This window comes from Nocardiopsis sp. L17-MgMaSL7, assembly GCF_003182025.1.
In the GTDB taxonomy this organism is placed as follows: domain Bacteria; phylum Actinomycetota; class Actinomycetes; order Streptosporangiales; family Streptosporangiaceae; genus Nocardiopsis; species Nocardiopsis prasina.
Genome location: NZ_QGTF01000003.1, coordinates 297,565 through 312,374, shown reverse-complemented (window position 1 = coordinate 312,374; position 14,810 = coordinate 297,565). Strand labels below are relative to the sequence as shown.

Genomic DNA, 14,810 nt, shown 5'->3' with positions numbered 1-14,810 from the left:
GCAAGCCCCGGGCGGCGCCCTCAGCCGCGCGCCAGGGCGCGACCCAGCACGCGAGCCCCCTCGGGGAAGGCCCCCGGGCGCGGGCCCGCGTAGTTGAGCCGGAGGTAGGGGCCGGTGGGTTCGGCGGGGAACCACTCGCCGCCCGGGGCGACGACGACCCCCGCCTCCTCGCACTCGCGGACGACGCGGGGCAGGTCGGTGGCGTCCGGCAGCCGCAGCCACAGGTTGAGCCCGCCCTGGGGGACCGCCTCCAGGTACGTGGTGGGCGCGTGCTCGCGCAGCGCCTCGACCAGGAGGTCGCGGCGGGCGGCCAGCTGCTGGCGCAGCCCCCGCAGGTGGGTGCGCCAGGCGGGCTGGGTGACGACGTCCAACGCCACGGCCTGCAACACCCCGCTGACGTACATGGCCTCGGACTGCGCGTCCGCGAGGACGCGTTCCCGTGCCGGGCCCCGGGCGACCAGCCCGGCCACGCGCACGGACGGGGACACGCTCTTGGTGAGTGAGCGCAGGTACACCACGTGCCCGCCGTCGTCGCGCGCCGCCAGAGGGGTCGGCCGCGCGTCGATCCCGAAGTCGTGCGCCCAGTCGTCCTCCACCAGGAACGCGCCGTGGCGACGCACGATCTCCAGCACCCGGTCGCCCAGGTCGGTGGACCAGCGCGCTCCGGTGGGGTTGGCGAAGTTGGGCTGCGCGTACAGCACCCGCGCGCCGGTCCGCTCGAACGCGCGGTCCAGTTCGTCCGGGTCCGGTCCGCGGATTCCGCTGGGCACCGGAACCGCCTCCACGCCCGCCTGCGCGGCCGCGCGGGTGGCGCCCCAGTAGGTGGGGGACTCGATCAGGGCGGGCCGTCCGGCACCCACCAGGGAGCGGAACACGCCGCTCAGCCCGCTCTGGCTTCCAGGGAGGACGAGCACGTCGCCGGGCGCGGGTGGCGTGACACCCACGGGGGTGTGCGCGGCCAGCCCGGCGGCGAACCAGGCCTGGAGGTCCGGCAGTCCGGCGGACGGGGGCCTGGCCACGGTCGCCTCGCTGCGGGCCGCGCGCGCGAAGGCGGCGCGCACCAGTCGTTCGGGGAGCAGGTCCCGGTCCGGGTAGCCCGAGTGGAGCGCGATCGCGTCGTTGGGCGGGGTGCGCAGCGCCGTGTTCAGACCGGGGGAGCGGTGCCGGGGCGCGCCGAGCGCGGCGGTCTGCCACCCGTAGTCGTGGGGCCGGGCGACCCTGACCGCGCGTACGAAGGTGCCCACGCCCGGTCGGCTCTCCAGCACTCCCTGCGCGGCCAGTGTCCGCAGGGCCTTCTGCACCGTGACCGGACTCGCGGCGTACTCGGCCACCAGGGCCCGGGTGGAGGGCAGCCTGGCTCCGGGCGGCGCGCCGGCGATCCACGCGCGCAGCCCCTCGATGATTCGCGCACTGCTATCGTTGGACATGAGGATCAATAGTAGCGCTACTCATGATCAGCCCGGGGTGCTATCCACTCGAACCGGACTCTGGTGGGGACTTCTGGGGGTCGCGGCCTTCTCCCTGACCGTCCCGTTCACCCGCGTCGCGGTGGCGGGTGGAACCATGTCACCCCTGTTCGTCGGCTCAGGGCGCGGGGTGGCCGCCGCCCTGCTGGCCGCCGCGGCGCTCGCGCTCACCCGGCAGCGTCTTCCCCGGGGCGGCCAGTGGTTCCGTCTGGCACTGGTCGGCGGGGGAGTGGTGGCCGGGTTTCCGCTACTGACCTCGTTCGCCCTCACCACCGCGTCGGCCAGTCACGGGGCGGTCGTCATCGCCCTGCTGCCCGCCGCGACCGCCGTGACGGCGGTGCTGCGCGGTCACGAACGGCCCCCGGCGGTGTTCTGGGCCATGGCGGCGGTGGGCGCGGCCGCTGCTGTGGGCTTCGCGAGCCTCCAGGGAGCGGGGGCCGGTTCCGGCCTGGTCTGGTCCGACCTGCTGCTGTTCGGTGCGGTCGTCGCGGCCGCGATCGGCTACGCGGAGGGCGGTCTCCTCGCCCGTGAGCTCGGCGCGTGGCAGACCGTCTCCTGGGCCCTGGTGCTCTCCGCCCCGCTCATGATCGCCCTGTGCGGGGTCGCGGTGGCCCAGCAGCCGCCGAGCGGGACCCCGGCAGAGTGGGCCTCGTTCGCCTACCTGGCGGTGGTCAGCATGTACCTGGGCTTCTTCGCCTGGTACCGGGGCCTGGCGATCGGCCCGATGACCCGGGTGAGCCAGATCCAGCTCACCCAGCCGGTGATGACCCTCGGATGGGCCGCCCTGCTGCTGGGTGAGCACCTGACCTGGCCCACGGTCCTCGGCGGGGCCGCGGTGGTCCTGTGCGCCACCGTCGCCGTCCGGTCCAGGCTCGGACGGTCGACGGTGGTCGGGCGCGGCCCCGTCGTGCGGGGAGGCGGGACCTAGCCGGTGGTCACCCGCTCGGCCTCGGCGTCGGTTTCGGAACCCTCGTCCTCGCCCGCCGTGCGGGGAGCGGGGGCGGGGACGATCCCCTGCTCCACCGCCATCTCGCGGACCAGGCGCGGCGCGCTCCACAGGGTGGGCAGCAGGATCAGTCCCACCGGTACGGCGGTCACCACGATGAACGACTGGAGCGCCTGTACACCGTTGTCGCCCACGGTGAGCAGCACGATGGCGGCGGCGCCCATGCCGAGGCACCAGAACGCCCGCACCCACGGGAAGGGCTCGCCCGAGTGCATGCTGGCGGAGGAGATCGAGTACGACATGGCGTCGAGCGTGGCGGCGAAGAAGATGAGCGTGACGACCACCATGATCAGCGCCAGCACCGCGCTCAGCGGCAGGGCCTGAACGATCGCCAGTGCCGCGGCGGGCAGGCCGTGCTCCTCGTACGGGCCGGAGACGGCCCCCGGGTCGCGCTGTTCGAGCCACAGTCCGCTGCCGCCCAGCGCGGTGAACCACACGGAGGTGACGACGGCGGGCAGCACGGTGGCGCCCACGTAGATCTGTCGGACCGTGCGGCCCTTCGAGATGCGAGCGATGAAGATGGCCATGATCGGGCCGTAGCCGATGAACCAGCCGAAGAAGAAGACGGTCCAGTAGCCGAGCCACTCCGTGTCGCCCCGGAACAGGGCCATGGGCACGAACTCACGCACGTGCACGGCGCTGGCCTGGAGGAACAGGTCGACGACGAAGGGCAGTGAGGACAATCCCACGACGCACACGATCAGCACCAGCGCGGCCCAGACGTTGATCCGGCTGAGCAGCTGGATGCCCCGGTCGAGCCCGCTGAGCACCGAGATGGTCGCCACGACCGTGAGGCCCAGGATGATCGCCACCTGGGTGCCGAACCCGGAGCCCACCCCGAACATCTCGCCGCCGATGTAGGACATCTGGAGACCGAGGAAACCGATCGGGCCGACCGTTCCGGCGACCACCGCGACCACGCAGCTGATGTCGGCGACGGCGCCGATCCAGTGGGTGCGGACGCGCTCACCCATGAGCGGCCACAGCAGCGTGCGGGGCCGCAGGGGCATGCCCTTCTCCACACCGCGCATCATCACCAGCGTGGCCAGCGAACCACCGATCGCCCAGGCCGGGAAGCCCCAGTGGACGAAGGTCTGCGCGAGGGCGACCGAGGCGCCCTCCATGCCGCCCGACATGTGCGCGTACTGCGGCGGCGGGTCGACGTAGTGGGCCAGGGGCTCGGCGGCGGCCCAGAAGACGCCTCCCGCGGCCAGCAGGGTGGTCAGGACCATGGCGACCCACCGGAACCAGGTGAACCCGGGGGCGTCGGTCCCGCCCATACGCACCCGCCCGTAGCGGGAGAAGGCCAGGATCGTGGCGACGACCACGGTGGCCAGGAGCAGGACCTGCCAGTAGGCGCCGAACCAGCGCGCCGACCACGCGAACGCGGCGTCCACGGCGGCGCTGACACCGGAGGGGGACACGAGCGCCGCCAGGACGAAGGCGATCAGCAGGCCGCCGGAGACTCCGACGACCCAGGGATCCGGTCGTCGGCCGGTTTCGGGCACACGTGTGCTCGGGGTGGAAGACATGGAGTAGAGGATGCCCATCGATTGGAATCATCCACCGGAAGCCCCGGCAGACCGGCCGAGTCTACGTGCGTTCGTCCAGGTTGGAGCGGAGATGAGAGGGTGCGTCGTGCCACGCCGCTGTGTGGCCGTGAACGCTTTCGCGCCGGTGCCTCCGTACGGGGGAGATGCCGAGAACCCCCGCGTACGGGGCGATCCGTCGTACCGGCCGCCACCGTCGCATCCCCGACTCGGGGGCGACAGCGGCCGCCTCAGTCGAGGAGGGCCACCGAGTCCCGTTCCACCAGGTGCACGGGAAGCCGGACGCCGCGCCCTTCGGGGCCCTCGTCCGGGGAGACCAGCAGGCGCATGGCGTGGTCGCCCAGCAGCTCGCGGTCCAGTCCCACGGTGGTCAGCCCCGGGTCGAGCAGCCCGGAGGTGGCCAGGTCGTCGTGCCCGACCACGCTCACGTCCCGACCGACCCGCATCCCCAGGGAACGGGCGGCGGCGTACACGGCCGTGCCCAGGTAGTCGGAGTTGACCACGAAGGCCTCGTGTCCGCCCGCCCCGTCGCCCCCACGGGCGCCGACGCCCAGCCGCCCCACGACCATGCGGGCGACGCTGTCGTGGTCCAGGGGACAGCGCACCACGGTTCCCGTCAGGCCCCACTCCTCACAGCGGCGGACGAACTCCTCCTCGCGCCCCCAGTCGGCGGCCAGCCCCTCGGGGGCCACGACCAGCGTGGCCCCGCGGTGACCCCGTGCGCGCAGGTGCCCCAGTGCCAGGGCGACCGCGGCCCCGTCGTCGGGGCCCACCGTGGACAGTCGTGGCCCACCCGGGATCGGGGGTTCGGGCGTGCGGTTGAAGGCCACCACGGGGACGTCGGGGTGGCGGGAGAGCCAGGCGGTCAGTGGCCCGTGCCGGCCGACCGGGCTGATCGCGACCCCGCCGACCCCCTCGGCGGCGAGCCTGCGCAGCGCGGCGGCCTCACGGTCCACGTCGTAGTCGGAGCTGAGGATGAGCAGGAACGCGCCCTCCCGGTGCGCCCGCACCTCCATGCCGCGCAGCACGTCCAGGAAGAAGGGGTTGCGCATGTTGCGGATGACCACCCCGTAGGCCGACCTCTGGCCGGTGCGCAGCGCCCGCGCCCGACCGTCCACCTGGTAGTCGAGGTCGGCGGCGGCCCGGCGGACCCGCTCCACGGTCGCTGTGGCCACCCGACCCTGGCCGTTGAGCGCGAAGCTGGCCTGGGCGACCGAGACCCCGGCTCGGGTGGCGACGTCGCGCAGGGTCACGCGCTTGCGAGAGGCGGGCATGGGCGGTCCTTCCGAAGGCGGGTCTACGGCCATGATGCCGGGGCGGCGGCGGGTGTGCCACGGCGGTCCCGGGCGGGTGGGGGCTCAGAATCGGCGGTCGAGCGGGGCTCGTGCCCGCCCTGCCACCGGGTCTTCGGCGGAGGGCCGGGGCGGGGCCGGGTGGCGGGGTTGGCCGAGGGTTCCCAGGGTGTTGGCCCGCCGGACACCGATCACGACAGTGCAGGTCACCCCCATGGTGAATCGTTTCATCACGAAGCACCCCCCACCCGCCCTCGGCCCGACGACCGGGCCGCCTGCTGATCACCCTCGGAGCCCTCATGTCCCACCGACGCACGGCGATCACCGGCGCCGTCGTGACCCTCTCCGTCCTGGCCCTGACCTCGTGCGGCAACGTCGACGCCCCCGCGGGATCGGCCTCGGGCGACGGCGACGTCGTCATCACCTACAACTCGCCCTCCGAGTGGGGCAACTACGGCGAGGTCCTGCGCGCCTTCACGGAGGAGACGGGAATCAACGCCCCGAACGACCCCAAGAACTCGGGGCAGGCCCTGGCCGCGCTCCAGGCCGAGAGGGGTTCACCCGTCGCCGACGTCGCCTACACCGGCATCGCCTTCGGTGAACAGCTGGTGGAGGCCGGGGTCCTCCAGGAGTACGTGCCCGAGGGCGCCGAGCAGGTCCCCGACGAACTCCGCGACCCCGACGGCGCCTGGACCAGCGTGCACACCGGCACCATCGCCCTCATCGTCAACGAGGACCACCTCGACGGCGCCCCGGTGCCCCGGAGCTGGGACGACCTGCTCGACCCGGCCTACGAGGGCAAGGTCGGCTACCTCGACCCCACCCAGGCCGCCGTGGGCTACTCCGCCGCCACCGCCGTCAACGTCGCCCTCGGGGGCGACTTCGACGACTGGGGGCCGGGCCTGGACTACCTCAACGCCCTCAGGGACAACGGGGCCGCCACCTCCGCCCAGACCGCCACCGCCAAGGTCGCCCAGGGCGAGATCCCCATCCTCATCGACACCGACTTCAACGGCTACAAGCTCCGCGACGAGGGCGCCAACGTCTCCGTGGTCATCCCCGAGGAGGGATCGCTCCAGATCCCCTACATCGTCGGCCTGGTCGAAGGCGCCCCCAACGAGGACAACGGCAGGAAGCTCCTCGACTTCTACTTCTCCGAGCAGGGCCAGGCCCTCTTCGCCGCCGGGTACATGCGCCCGGTGACCGGCGAGATGCCCGACGAACTCGCGGACAAGGTGCTGCCGCCCGAGGACTACGAGCGGGCCGCCACGATCGACTACGTCGAGCAGGGCCTGCGCCAGCAGGAGTTCATCGAGCTCTACCAGGACGAGGTCGGCTTCTAGTGCCCTCCAGCACCACCGCCGGGAGCCGCACGGAACCCGCCACCGGAGGGGGCGCCGCCCCCGTCGTCCGCCGACGCGGGCCGACGCCACCGGCCTGGCTCGCCGCGCTCCCCGCCCTGGTCGTCATCGGCCTGTTCAGCGCCTATCCCGTCGTCGTCATGGTCGCCAACTCCCTCGGTCTGGGGCAGCCCCCGGCCGACGGAGGACCCACGCTGGAGCACTACGCCCGGGCGTTCGGTTCGGCCGCCGTCCGCGACGCGCTCCTCAACTCGCTGTACATCGCCGTGGGCTCGGTCCTGTTCACGCTCTGCGTCGCCGTGCCCGTGGTGCTGCGCCAGGCGGAGGACGACCGCGCGGGCCGGGGCGGCGCCACCACCGACGCCCTGCTCACCCTGCCCATCGCCCTGCCCGGGATCATCATCGGGTTTTTCGCGATCGTCCTCACCGGACGGACCGGACTGCTGGGTCTGGCGTGGGACGGCTTCTCCGGCCTGGCCTACACCTTCCCCGGACTGCTCATCGCCTACCTGTACTTCTCCCTGCCCCGCGTGCTCGGCCCGCTGCGCGGCGCCGCCGCCACCCTGGACCCCTCCCTGCCCGAGAGCGCCCGCACCCTGGGCGCCTCCCGTCCGCGCGTGTTCCTCACCGTGACCCTGCCCCTGCTGCTGCCCGCCGCCATCGAGACCAGCGGCACCGCGATCGCGGTCGCCCTGGGCGGGTACGGCACCGTCGCCACCCTGTCCGAGGGGGTGCGGCTCCTGCCGCTCAACGTCGCCAACGAACTCACCACCGGCTACCGGCTCGCCGCCTCGTCGACCCTCGCGGTGATCCTCGCCGCGACGGCCGTGCTGGCGCTGGTCCTCGGCCGGGTCCTGGCCCGAGTCGTCCGCCGGGCGGTGGCCTCATGACCCGGCTCGTCACCCGACTGACCTGTGCGTTCGTGGCCATCCCGCTCCTGGCCACCCTCATCGCCGCCACCAGCGTCGACTTCACCCAGGGCCCCTGGGGCGGCGGGCCCACACTGGACTGGTTCGCCCACGCCTGGCCGCCGCTGGCCCCGGTGATCGGCCGCAGCCTGGCCGTGGCCGCCCTGGTCGTGGCGCTGAACCTGGCCGTCGGCGGACCGCTCGCCTGGTGGGTGGCCCGCCACCCCTCCGTGCTCACCCGCCTCACCGGCTACCTGGTGAACGTGCCCTTGGCCGTGCCCGGAATCGCGCTGAGCGTGGCACTCGTGGGCACCTACCCGATGCTGCGCCCCAGCGGACTGCTGCTGGTCCTGGGCCACCTCGTCTTCACCCTGCCGTTCACGCTGGCGGCCCTGGTGCCCGCCCTGGCCGACGACGAGCTGCGCACCAACGAGGGCGTCGCGCGCAGCCTCGGCGCCGGACCGGTCCGCGTCCTGCGCACCATCACCGTCCCGGCCTGCCTGGTCGCCGTCACCCAGGCGGTGACCATGGTGTTCGCCCTGTCCTTCGGTGAGTTCAACGTCAGCTTCTTCGTCAACCCGCCAGCCACACCCACCGCGCCCTTCGCCCTGTTCGACTCCTACTCCACCCAGCGCCTCGAACTCGCCTCGGCGCAGTCGATGATCTTCGTCGCCTTCGTCGCTCCGGTGCTGACCGCCATCGTCCTGGCCCGGCGCCGGGCCCCGAGGAGAACCCCGTGAGCACCCAAGCCACCGCACCCGACACCACGCCCCGTCCCGCGTCAGCCGGCGCGCGCACGTCCGGGCTGACCGTGGACGACCTCACCGTGCGCTACGGCTCCACCACCGCCGTGGAGCGCGTGTCCCTGGACGTGGCCCCGGCCGAGACGGTCGCCGTCATCGGCCCCTCCGGCTGCGGCAAGAGCACCACGCTGCGCGCCGTGGCCGGGCTGGTCCCGGTCTCGGAGGGAGCCCTCACCCTGGCCGGGCGGGACGTCACCGGCCTGGGCCCCGCCAGGCGCAACATCGGCCTGGTCCCGCAGAACTACGCGGTCTTCTCGCACATGAGCGTGGCCGCCAACATCGGCTACGGACTGCGAGCCCGGGGCACGGCGGCGGCCCGCCGCGAGCGGCTGGTGCGGGAGATGCTGGAGCTGACCCACCTCACCGACCTCGCCGAACGCCGCCCCGACCAGCTCTCCGGCGGGCAGCGCCAACGGGTCGCCCTGGCCCGGGCTCTCGCGATCCAGCCGGACGCCCTGCTGTTGGACGAGCCCCTGGCCGCGCTGGACCCGCAGCTGCGCGGCGGACTGCGCCGGGAACTCGCCGCCATGCTGGCCGCGACCGAGTGCGCCACCCTCATCGTCACCCACGACCAGCGCGAGGCACTGGCGCTGGGATCGCGGATCGCCCTGCTCCGTGACGGGAGGCTGGTCCAGTTCGACACTCCCCAGAAGCTCTGGGACGACCCGGTGGACGCCTTCGTCGCCGACTTCCTGGCCAGCGCCGTCCTGCTCGACGCCGAACTCGACGACGGCCACGCCGTGGCCCTGGACGGGCGCTGGCGGCTCCCGGTCGCGGACCTCACCGTACGGCCCACCGCGCACGGCGCCGTCCGGCTGCTGCTGCGCCACGACAGCCTCACCGTCACGGACGAGGAGGACGAGTCGGCGCTGGTCGCGGAGGTGACCCACTCGGAGTTCACCGGCGACGGCGTACACCTCACCGTTCGGGCGGGGGAACACCTCCTGGGGGTGCGGGTGCCGCCCGACGCGCGGATCGGGCGCTCGGTGCCGCTGGCGGTGGTCCCGGGGCGGGCCACCCTGCTACGCCCCTGAACCGACCGCCCGCGCCCCACTCCCGGTTCGCCCCCGACCACAGTCACGAGAGGAACACGCATGCTGGAACTGGAGATCCTCGGATCGAACGCGACCGCGCCCACCAAGGAGGGGCCCGCCTCCTGCTACCTGCTCCACACGGAGACCGGTCTGGTGCTGGTGGACGCCGGGCCAGGGTCGCTGCTGGCCTACTGCTCCCGGTACGAACTGGAGCAGCTGCGCGGGATCGTCGTGACCCACATGCACGCCGACCACAGCCTGGACCTCATGGCCTGGGCCTACCGGTGGACCTTCCCCGAGGTGCTGCCGCGCGTCCCGCTCTTCCTCCCCGAGGGCGAGGCCGAGCGCGTGGCGGCCTTCGACGCGGTCTTCGGCATCCCCACCCTGCCGACCATGAACCAGCCCATCACCCAGTCCTTCGACATCACCGCCATGCCCCGGGACGGCCGGACCGTGCACGAGGTGGACGGGGTCGCGTTCCGTTCCTACGCAGCGCACCACAGCGTGCCGTCCGCGGCGCTGCGCTTCGAGTCCCCGGACGGGCGGGTCGTCGCGTTCTCCTCCGACACGGGCTACTGCGCCCCGGTCGCGGAGGCCGCCCGCGAGGCCGACCTGTTCGTGTGCGAGGCCACCTACCTGGAGGCGGACGAGCGGTCCCTGCACGGCCACGGCCACCTCACGGCGCGGATGGCGGGGGAGCTGGCCGCCGAGGCGCGGGCGCGCCACCTGGTGCTCACCCACTTCGCCAGCCCCGCCGACTGGGACGAGGGCCGCCGTCACGCGGAGGGTGCCTTCGGAGGCAGCGTCAGCGTCGCCGTCCCGGGCAGTCGGTTCTGAACTGAGGACGCCCCCGGCGGCGGTCTCCCGGTACGGGTGGGACCGCGGTCAGGGGCGTGCCTCGGCGCGCTCCGGCCCCGGGGTCACGGCATGTGGACGCCGCCCAGCCTCGGTCCGGTGACGAAGGCGGCGTCCGCACCGTCGAGGTGGCGCACGGCCGCCGCCACCTCGTCGGTGCGCCCCGGCGGCCCACCGGTCCCCGTCGGTCCCAGCTCCTCGCGGGCCCGGTCGACCCCGGCCAGCGCGGCGAACGGACGCCCCTGACGTCGACCTCCGCCCGCATCTCGCGTCTCGATATGTACGGCCATTTAAGTGCCCTTGTTCCCCGCCTTCGGGCGCCTTGTCAGGGGCATCCTGGTGGGAAATGGCTCTGGATCCATTGACAAGGCGAATCCGCGAGCCAAAAATGGCCGTACAAATCAGCCGGAGGGTTGCCGACCCTCCCTCCGTAGGGAGCCCCGCCCATGGCCGTCGCCCGAACACTCGCCGACTGGGCCCACGCCCTGGACCCCAGCGAGGACGATCGCGCTCTGGCGCGTCGTTCGCTCCGCGACACGCTCGCCGTCACCCTGGCCGCACGGGACCACCCCCTGGTCCCGCTGACCCGTGGCCTCCCCGAAGAGGCCCGTTGGGCCGCGATCGGTCACGTACTGGACTTCGACGACCTGCACCTGCCCTCGACCACCCACATCAGCGTGGTGTGCGTTCCCGCCGTACTCGCTACGGGGGGAGGCGAACGCGACTACCTGGCCGCGGCCGGGGTCATGGCACGACTGGGAACGGCCCTGGGGTGGCGGCACTACACGGACGGCTGGCACGCCACCTGCACGGCGGGGGCGCCGGCCGCGGCGGCGGGGGCGGCCCTGGCCCTCGGGCTGCCAGCCGACCGCGTCGCCACCGCCATGGCCCTGGCGGTCCCGGCCGCGGGGGGAGTCCAGCGCGCGTTCGGCACCGACGCCAAGTCCCTCCAGGTCGGCTTCGCCGCACACGCCGGTGTCCGCGCCGCCCGCCTGGCCGCGGCCGGAGCCGACGCCGACCCGACCGCGCTCGACCAGTGGTTCGCCATCATGGGGGGCGACCCCGCGGCCCTCGACACCGGTGGCGACGCCGTCCCCGACGGCCTGGCCACCAAGGTCCATCCCTGCTGCTACGCCATGCAGCGGCCCATCGAGGCGGTCCGCTCGCTGGGGCCGATCGACCACTCCGCCGTCGAGCGGATCGAGGTCGAGGCCCCGGAGGCGACCCTGCACCCGCTCATCCACCACAGGCCCGACACCGGGCTCCAAGCCAAGTTCAGCCTGGAGTACGCGGTCGCCGCCGCCGTCCTGGACGGCCACCCGGGATTCGCCGGCTTCACGGATCGGGCCGCCCTGCGCCCCGAGGCCCGGCGCCTGGTCGCGGCGGTGCGCGTCCGGGCCACCCCCGGCGGCCACGGTCTCCTCGACGGGTCCACCACGGTCCGGGTCCGCACCCGGGACGGCGCCGTGCTCGACACCATCCTGGACCTGCCAGCAGGAGCTCCCCGGCGACCGGCGACCGACACCGAACTCGCCGCGAAGTTCGCCGACTGCGGGGCCGACGTCCCGGAGCACGTGGACAGGACCACCTGGTCGAACGCCCCGGACCTGCTGCGCTCCCAGTTTCCCGGAGCCCTCGGGGACGACCCGCGGGGGGACACCCCGAACACCGAGGGGGACGGGTGAGCCGCCGACCGCTCGACGGTGTCACTGTCATCGGCCCGAAACGGGCCGTCACCGCGTTCTTCGCCGCCGACCAGTCGGGTGACGAGATCCAGCGCGACGTGGTCGTCCGCCGACTGTGAAACACCCCCGGGTCGAGCAGGGAGGTCCGATACCCCCGGACCCGCGTTGTCCCCGTCCCCTCCCGGGACGGGGACAATGGGACCTCGGGGCAATGGGGAGGGGCCGGGGGCGATGGCGGTCAACAGCGGCGAAGCGGCCTACCAGAAGGTCGCGCGGGAACTGCGCTCGGCGCTGCTCGACGGCACGTTCGACGACGGCTCCCGCCTGCCCACCGAGGCCGAACTCGCCGACCGGTACGACGTCAGCCGCCAGACGGTCCGGCGTGCCTTCCAGGACCTGGTCTCCGAGGGGCTGGTCCACCGGGTCCGCGGCCGGGGCACCTTTCCGGCCCCCCGCGACCAGGGACGCTACCTGCGCCAGTTCGGTTCGATCGACGACCTCATGGCTTTGTCCGAGGACACCCGGATGCGCGTGCTCCGACCGCTGCGCCGCAGGGTGGACATCGACGCGGCGGGCCGCCTGCGCCTGGACGACGACACCGTGCACACCGTCGACTTCGTGCGGATGCACGCGGAACAGCCGTTCTGCGTGACCACAGTGCACCTGCCGCCGACCGTGGCCTCCGTGCTCGGCGCCGTGCCGGAACTGGCCTCCGAGGGTGTGAGCAGTACCATCACCGTCATCGGACTGCTCGATCGGGGGCTGGACCACCCCATCGCCGAAGCGGAGCAGAGCATCACCGCCGTGGACGCGGGGGACGACCTCGCAGCAGATCTGGGATGTCCACGGGGGCAGCCCCTGCTGAGGGTGGACCGCGTCTACCTGGACGTGACCGGGTCCCCGGTCGAGCTGGCCACCAGCCACTTCCTGCCGGAGCAGTACTCCTACCGTGTCCGGCTTCGACGCAGCACGCGCTGACGTCCCACCGCCGGACCGACCGAACAGGGAAACCATGACTGAACAGACCTCCGTCTCCCGGGACGAGCTCCGCCGCGTCGACACCCCAGCCGGACCCGTCGTCGGCGCGGTCCGGGGAGAGGTGGTCCGCGCCCTCGGCATCCCCTACGCGCGCGCCGAACGGTTCGCCCCGCCCCGGCCCGCGCCCCCGTTCACCGAACCCTTCGAGGCCACCCGGCCCGCGCCCGCCTCACCGCAGCTCACCTCCAAGGTGGTGTCGACGGCGGTCGACGGTGTCTCGGTCGGCCGCCACGACGAGGACTGCCAGCGGCTCTCCGTCACCTTCCCCGCCGACCTCACCGAGGACGAGCGCCTGCCCGTCATGGTGTGGATCCACGGCGGCTCCTACGTCACCGGGGCCGGGGACATGGAGATCTTCGACCCCACGAGCCTGGTCACCGAGCAGCGCGTCATCGTCGTCGCCGTCACCTACCGCCTCGGGGTGCTCGGCTACCTGCGCATCGGCGACTCCGTCCCCGCCAACCTCGGTCTCCTCGACCAGATCCAGGCGCTGTGCTGGGTCCGCGCCAACATCGCCGCCTTCGGGGGAGACCCCGACCTCGTCACCCTCTTCGGCCAGTCCGCCGGTGGTGACGCCGTCGCCCACCTCATGATCAGCCAGGGCGCCGAGGGCCTCTTCCGCCGCGCCGTGGTCCAGAGCGCCCCGCTCGGCATCATCACCGGACGCTCCCGGATGTCCGAGGCCATGGCGCGGGCCGTGGGCGTTCCCGACCCCGAAGCGACCGCCACCGAGCTGGTGGCCCTCGAAGAGCGCGCCGGCGCCGCCGCCAAGGGGCACGGCCTGGCCAGCGCCATGCCGTTCGGTACCCAGTACGGGCACGCACCCCTGCCCGCCGAGACGATCCGGCTCCGCGCCTGGGGCGCGGCCGCCCCCGGGATCGACCTGCTGATCGGTGCGACCAGCGAGGAGACCGGGCTGTTCGCCGAGTTCCTCCCCGCGATCCGGCGCCTGGCCGCGCTGCCGCTCGTGGGACCGTCGCTGCGCCGGTTCCTGGTGTGGGCCACCACGTACCGCATCTACACCGGCCCGACCAAGCGCTTCGCCCGCCACCACCGCAGGTCCGGCGGCAGGGCCACCCGCTACACCGTCACCTGGCGACCGGAGGGCAGCCCCTACGGCGCCGCCCACATCGTGGACGTCCCCCTGCTGCTCGGCAACCGGAAGGCCTGGGAGAACACCAAGCTCGTCGGCCGCACCAGCTGGGCGGAACTCGACCGGCGCGGCCGCGCGGTCCGGCGCCTGTGGGCCGACTTCGCCCGCACCGGGACGGTCCGCCCGAGCAACGCCGAAGCCGCCTCCGAAAGCCTCACCGTCCACCGTTCCTGACAGCCGCCCGCACGCCAGCGGGCCCGAGCCCCGGACGGTGGGCTCGGGCCCGCTGGCGGTTCGAGGGTCAGCGGTACCCGTACCGCTGGGCCGGAACCCGGTTGCGTCCGATCAGGAACCACAGGAGCGCACCGATCAGGGGCGCGAGGAAGACGAGGACGATCCAGACCAGCTTCATGGGGACGTCCAACCGGGAGAACAGGATGCTGAACACGGCCGCGACGATGAGCACGATGGCCGCCAGACCCACCAGCAGCGCGCCGATCATCAGGGCCAACGCGATCCCGGTCTCCGGGGTCATCGACTCGAACAGGTTCAACAGCGTCATCGCGGGTCTCCTCAGTCTCTTGCGGGTTCCGGCCGCCCCCGTCGTGGTGCGGAACCGGACCCCCTGGCTACGTACTCAACGCTAGGTCCACCGCACCTTCCCGGGCATCCACCTGGGGGACGCTCCGCCGCGTCGCCTAAGAAGGCGACACGGTGCC

At 73.3% G+C, this 14,810-nt stretch carries 15 protein-coding genes; 10 read left to right on the top strand and 5 right to left on the bottom strand.

Annotation, left to right across the window (positions count from 1 at the left end):
* Positions 1-20: 20 nt before the first annotated feature.
* The gene (locus tag BDW27_RS06715) at positions 21-1,427 is read right to left on the bottom strand and encodes a PLP-dependent aminotransferase family protein (protein ID WP_110048635.1); all 1,407 of its coding nucleotides are present in this window, start codon (positions 1,425-1,427) and stop codon (positions 21-23) included.
* Here BDW27_RS06715 and BDW27_RS06710 point away from each other — a divergent pair.
* A complete protein-coding gene (locus BDW27_RS06710) occupies positions 1,426-2,394 on the top strand; it encodes a DMT family transporter (RefSeq protein WP_051061264.1) in 969 nt (322 codons plus the stop codon). The genes BDW27_RS06715 and BDW27_RS06710 overlap by 2 nt on opposite strands.
* Here the strand turns inward: BDW27_RS06710 and BDW27_RS06705 are convergent.
* Both BDW27_RS06705 and BDW27_RS06700 read right to left on the bottom strand, forming a co-directional pair.
* A complete protein-coding gene (locus BDW27_RS06705) occupies positions 2,391-4,004 on the bottom strand; it encodes a BCCT family transporter (RefSeq protein ID WP_110048815.1) in 1,614 nt (537 codons plus the stop codon). The two genes, BDW27_RS06710 and BDW27_RS06705, sit on opposite strands and share 4 nt — an antisense overlap.
* Before the next feature lie 248 nt (positions 4,005-4,252).
* The gene (locus tag BDW27_RS06700) at positions 4,253-5,296 is read right to left on the bottom strand and encodes a LacI family DNA-binding transcriptional regulator (RefSeq protein WP_110048634.1); all 1,044 of its coding nucleotides are present in this window, start codon (positions 5,294-5,296) and stop codon (positions 4,253-4,255) included.
* A 317-nt stretch (positions 5,297-5,613) separates the two neighbouring features.
* Between BDW27_RS06700 and BDW27_RS06695 the strand changes: the two genes are divergently transcribed.
* The 5 genes from BDW27_RS06695 to BDW27_RS06675 all read left to right on the top strand — a co-directional run bounded on the left by BDW27_RS06695 (position 5,614) and on the right by BDW27_RS06675 (position 10,257).
* Positions 5,614-6,657 carry an extracellular solute-binding protein gene (locus BDW27_RS06695; RefSeq protein ID WP_017543545.1) on the top strand — a complete coding sequence of 348 codons (1,044 nt, stop codon included), beginning with the start codon at positions 5,614-5,616 and terminating at the stop codon, positions 6,655-6,657.
* Between the two features lie 116 nt (positions 6,658-6,773).
* Positions 6,774-7,565 carry an ABC transporter permease subunit gene (locus tag BDW27_RS06690; protein WP_110048814.1) on the top strand — a complete coding sequence of 264 codons (792 nt, stop codon included), beginning with the start codon at positions 6,774-6,776 and terminating at the stop codon, positions 7,563-7,565.
* The gene (locus BDW27_RS06685; RefSeq protein ID WP_110048633.1) at positions 7,562-8,323 is read left to right on the top strand and encodes an ABC transporter permease; all 762 of its coding nucleotides are present in this window, start codon (positions 7,562-7,564) and stop codon (positions 8,321-8,323) included. Before BDW27_RS06690 ends, BDW27_RS06685 begins: the two co-directional genes overlap by 4 nt.
* Positions 8,320-9,420, top strand: coding sequence for an ABC transporter ATP-binding protein (locus BDW27_RS06680; protein WP_110048632.1), 1,101 nt, complete (start codon positions 8,320-8,322; stop codon positions 9,418-9,420). Before BDW27_RS06685 ends, BDW27_RS06680 begins: the two co-directional genes overlap by 4 nt.
* 60 nt (positions 9,421-9,480) lie before the next feature.
* The gene (locus BDW27_RS06675; RefSeq protein WP_110048631.1) at positions 9,481-10,257 is read left to right on the top strand and encodes an MBL fold metallo-hydrolase; all 777 of its coding nucleotides are present in this window, start codon (positions 9,481-9,483) and stop codon (positions 10,255-10,257) included.
* Between the two features lie 83 nt (positions 10,258-10,340).
* Here BDW27_RS06675 and BDW27_RS06670 read toward each other — a convergent pair whose 3' ends face one another.
* A complete protein-coding gene (locus BDW27_RS06670) occupies positions 10,341-10,565 on the bottom strand; it encodes a hypothetical protein (protein ID WP_017543540.1) in 225 nt (74 codons plus the stop codon).
* 156 nt (positions 10,566-10,721) lie between these two features.
* Between BDW27_RS06670 and BDW27_RS06665 the strand changes: the two genes are divergently transcribed.
* From BDW27_RS06665 to BDW27_RS06655, 4 genes are all read left to right on the top strand, one after another.
* The gene (locus BDW27_RS06665) at positions 10,722-11,960 is read left to right on the top strand and encodes an MmgE/PrpD family protein (RefSeq protein ID WP_110048630.1); all 1,239 of its coding nucleotides are present in this window, start codon (positions 10,722-10,724) and stop codon (positions 11,958-11,960) included.
* A complete protein-coding gene (locus BDW27_RS27995; protein WP_017543538.1) occupies positions 11,957-12,079 on the top strand; it encodes a hypothetical protein in 123 nt (40 codons plus the stop codon). The genes BDW27_RS06665 and BDW27_RS27995 overlap by 4 nt, the downstream gene beginning before the upstream one ends.
* 112 nt (positions 12,080-12,191) lie before the next feature.
* Positions 12,192-12,938, top strand: a complete 747-nt coding sequence (locus BDW27_RS06660) for a GntR family transcriptional regulator (protein ID WP_110048629.1) — start codon at positions 12,192-12,194, stop codon at positions 12,936-12,938.
* Positions 12,939-12,972: 34 nt separating this feature from the next.
* The gene (locus BDW27_RS06655; protein WP_110048628.1) at positions 12,973-14,325 is read left to right on the top strand and encodes a carboxylesterase family protein; all 1,353 of its coding nucleotides are present in this window, start codon (positions 12,973-12,975) and stop codon (positions 14,323-14,325) included.
* A 67-nt stretch (positions 14,326-14,392) separates the two neighbouring features.
* Here the strand turns inward: BDW27_RS06655 and BDW27_RS06650 are convergent, their stop codons facing one another.
* Positions 14,393-14,653 (bottom strand): PLDc N-terminal domain-containing protein, encoded by a 261-nt coding sequence (locus tag BDW27_RS06650; protein WP_017543535.1) that lies wholly within the window; start codon positions 14,651-14,653, stop codon positions 14,393-14,395.
* Positions 14,654-14,810 lie beyond the last annotated feature (157 nt).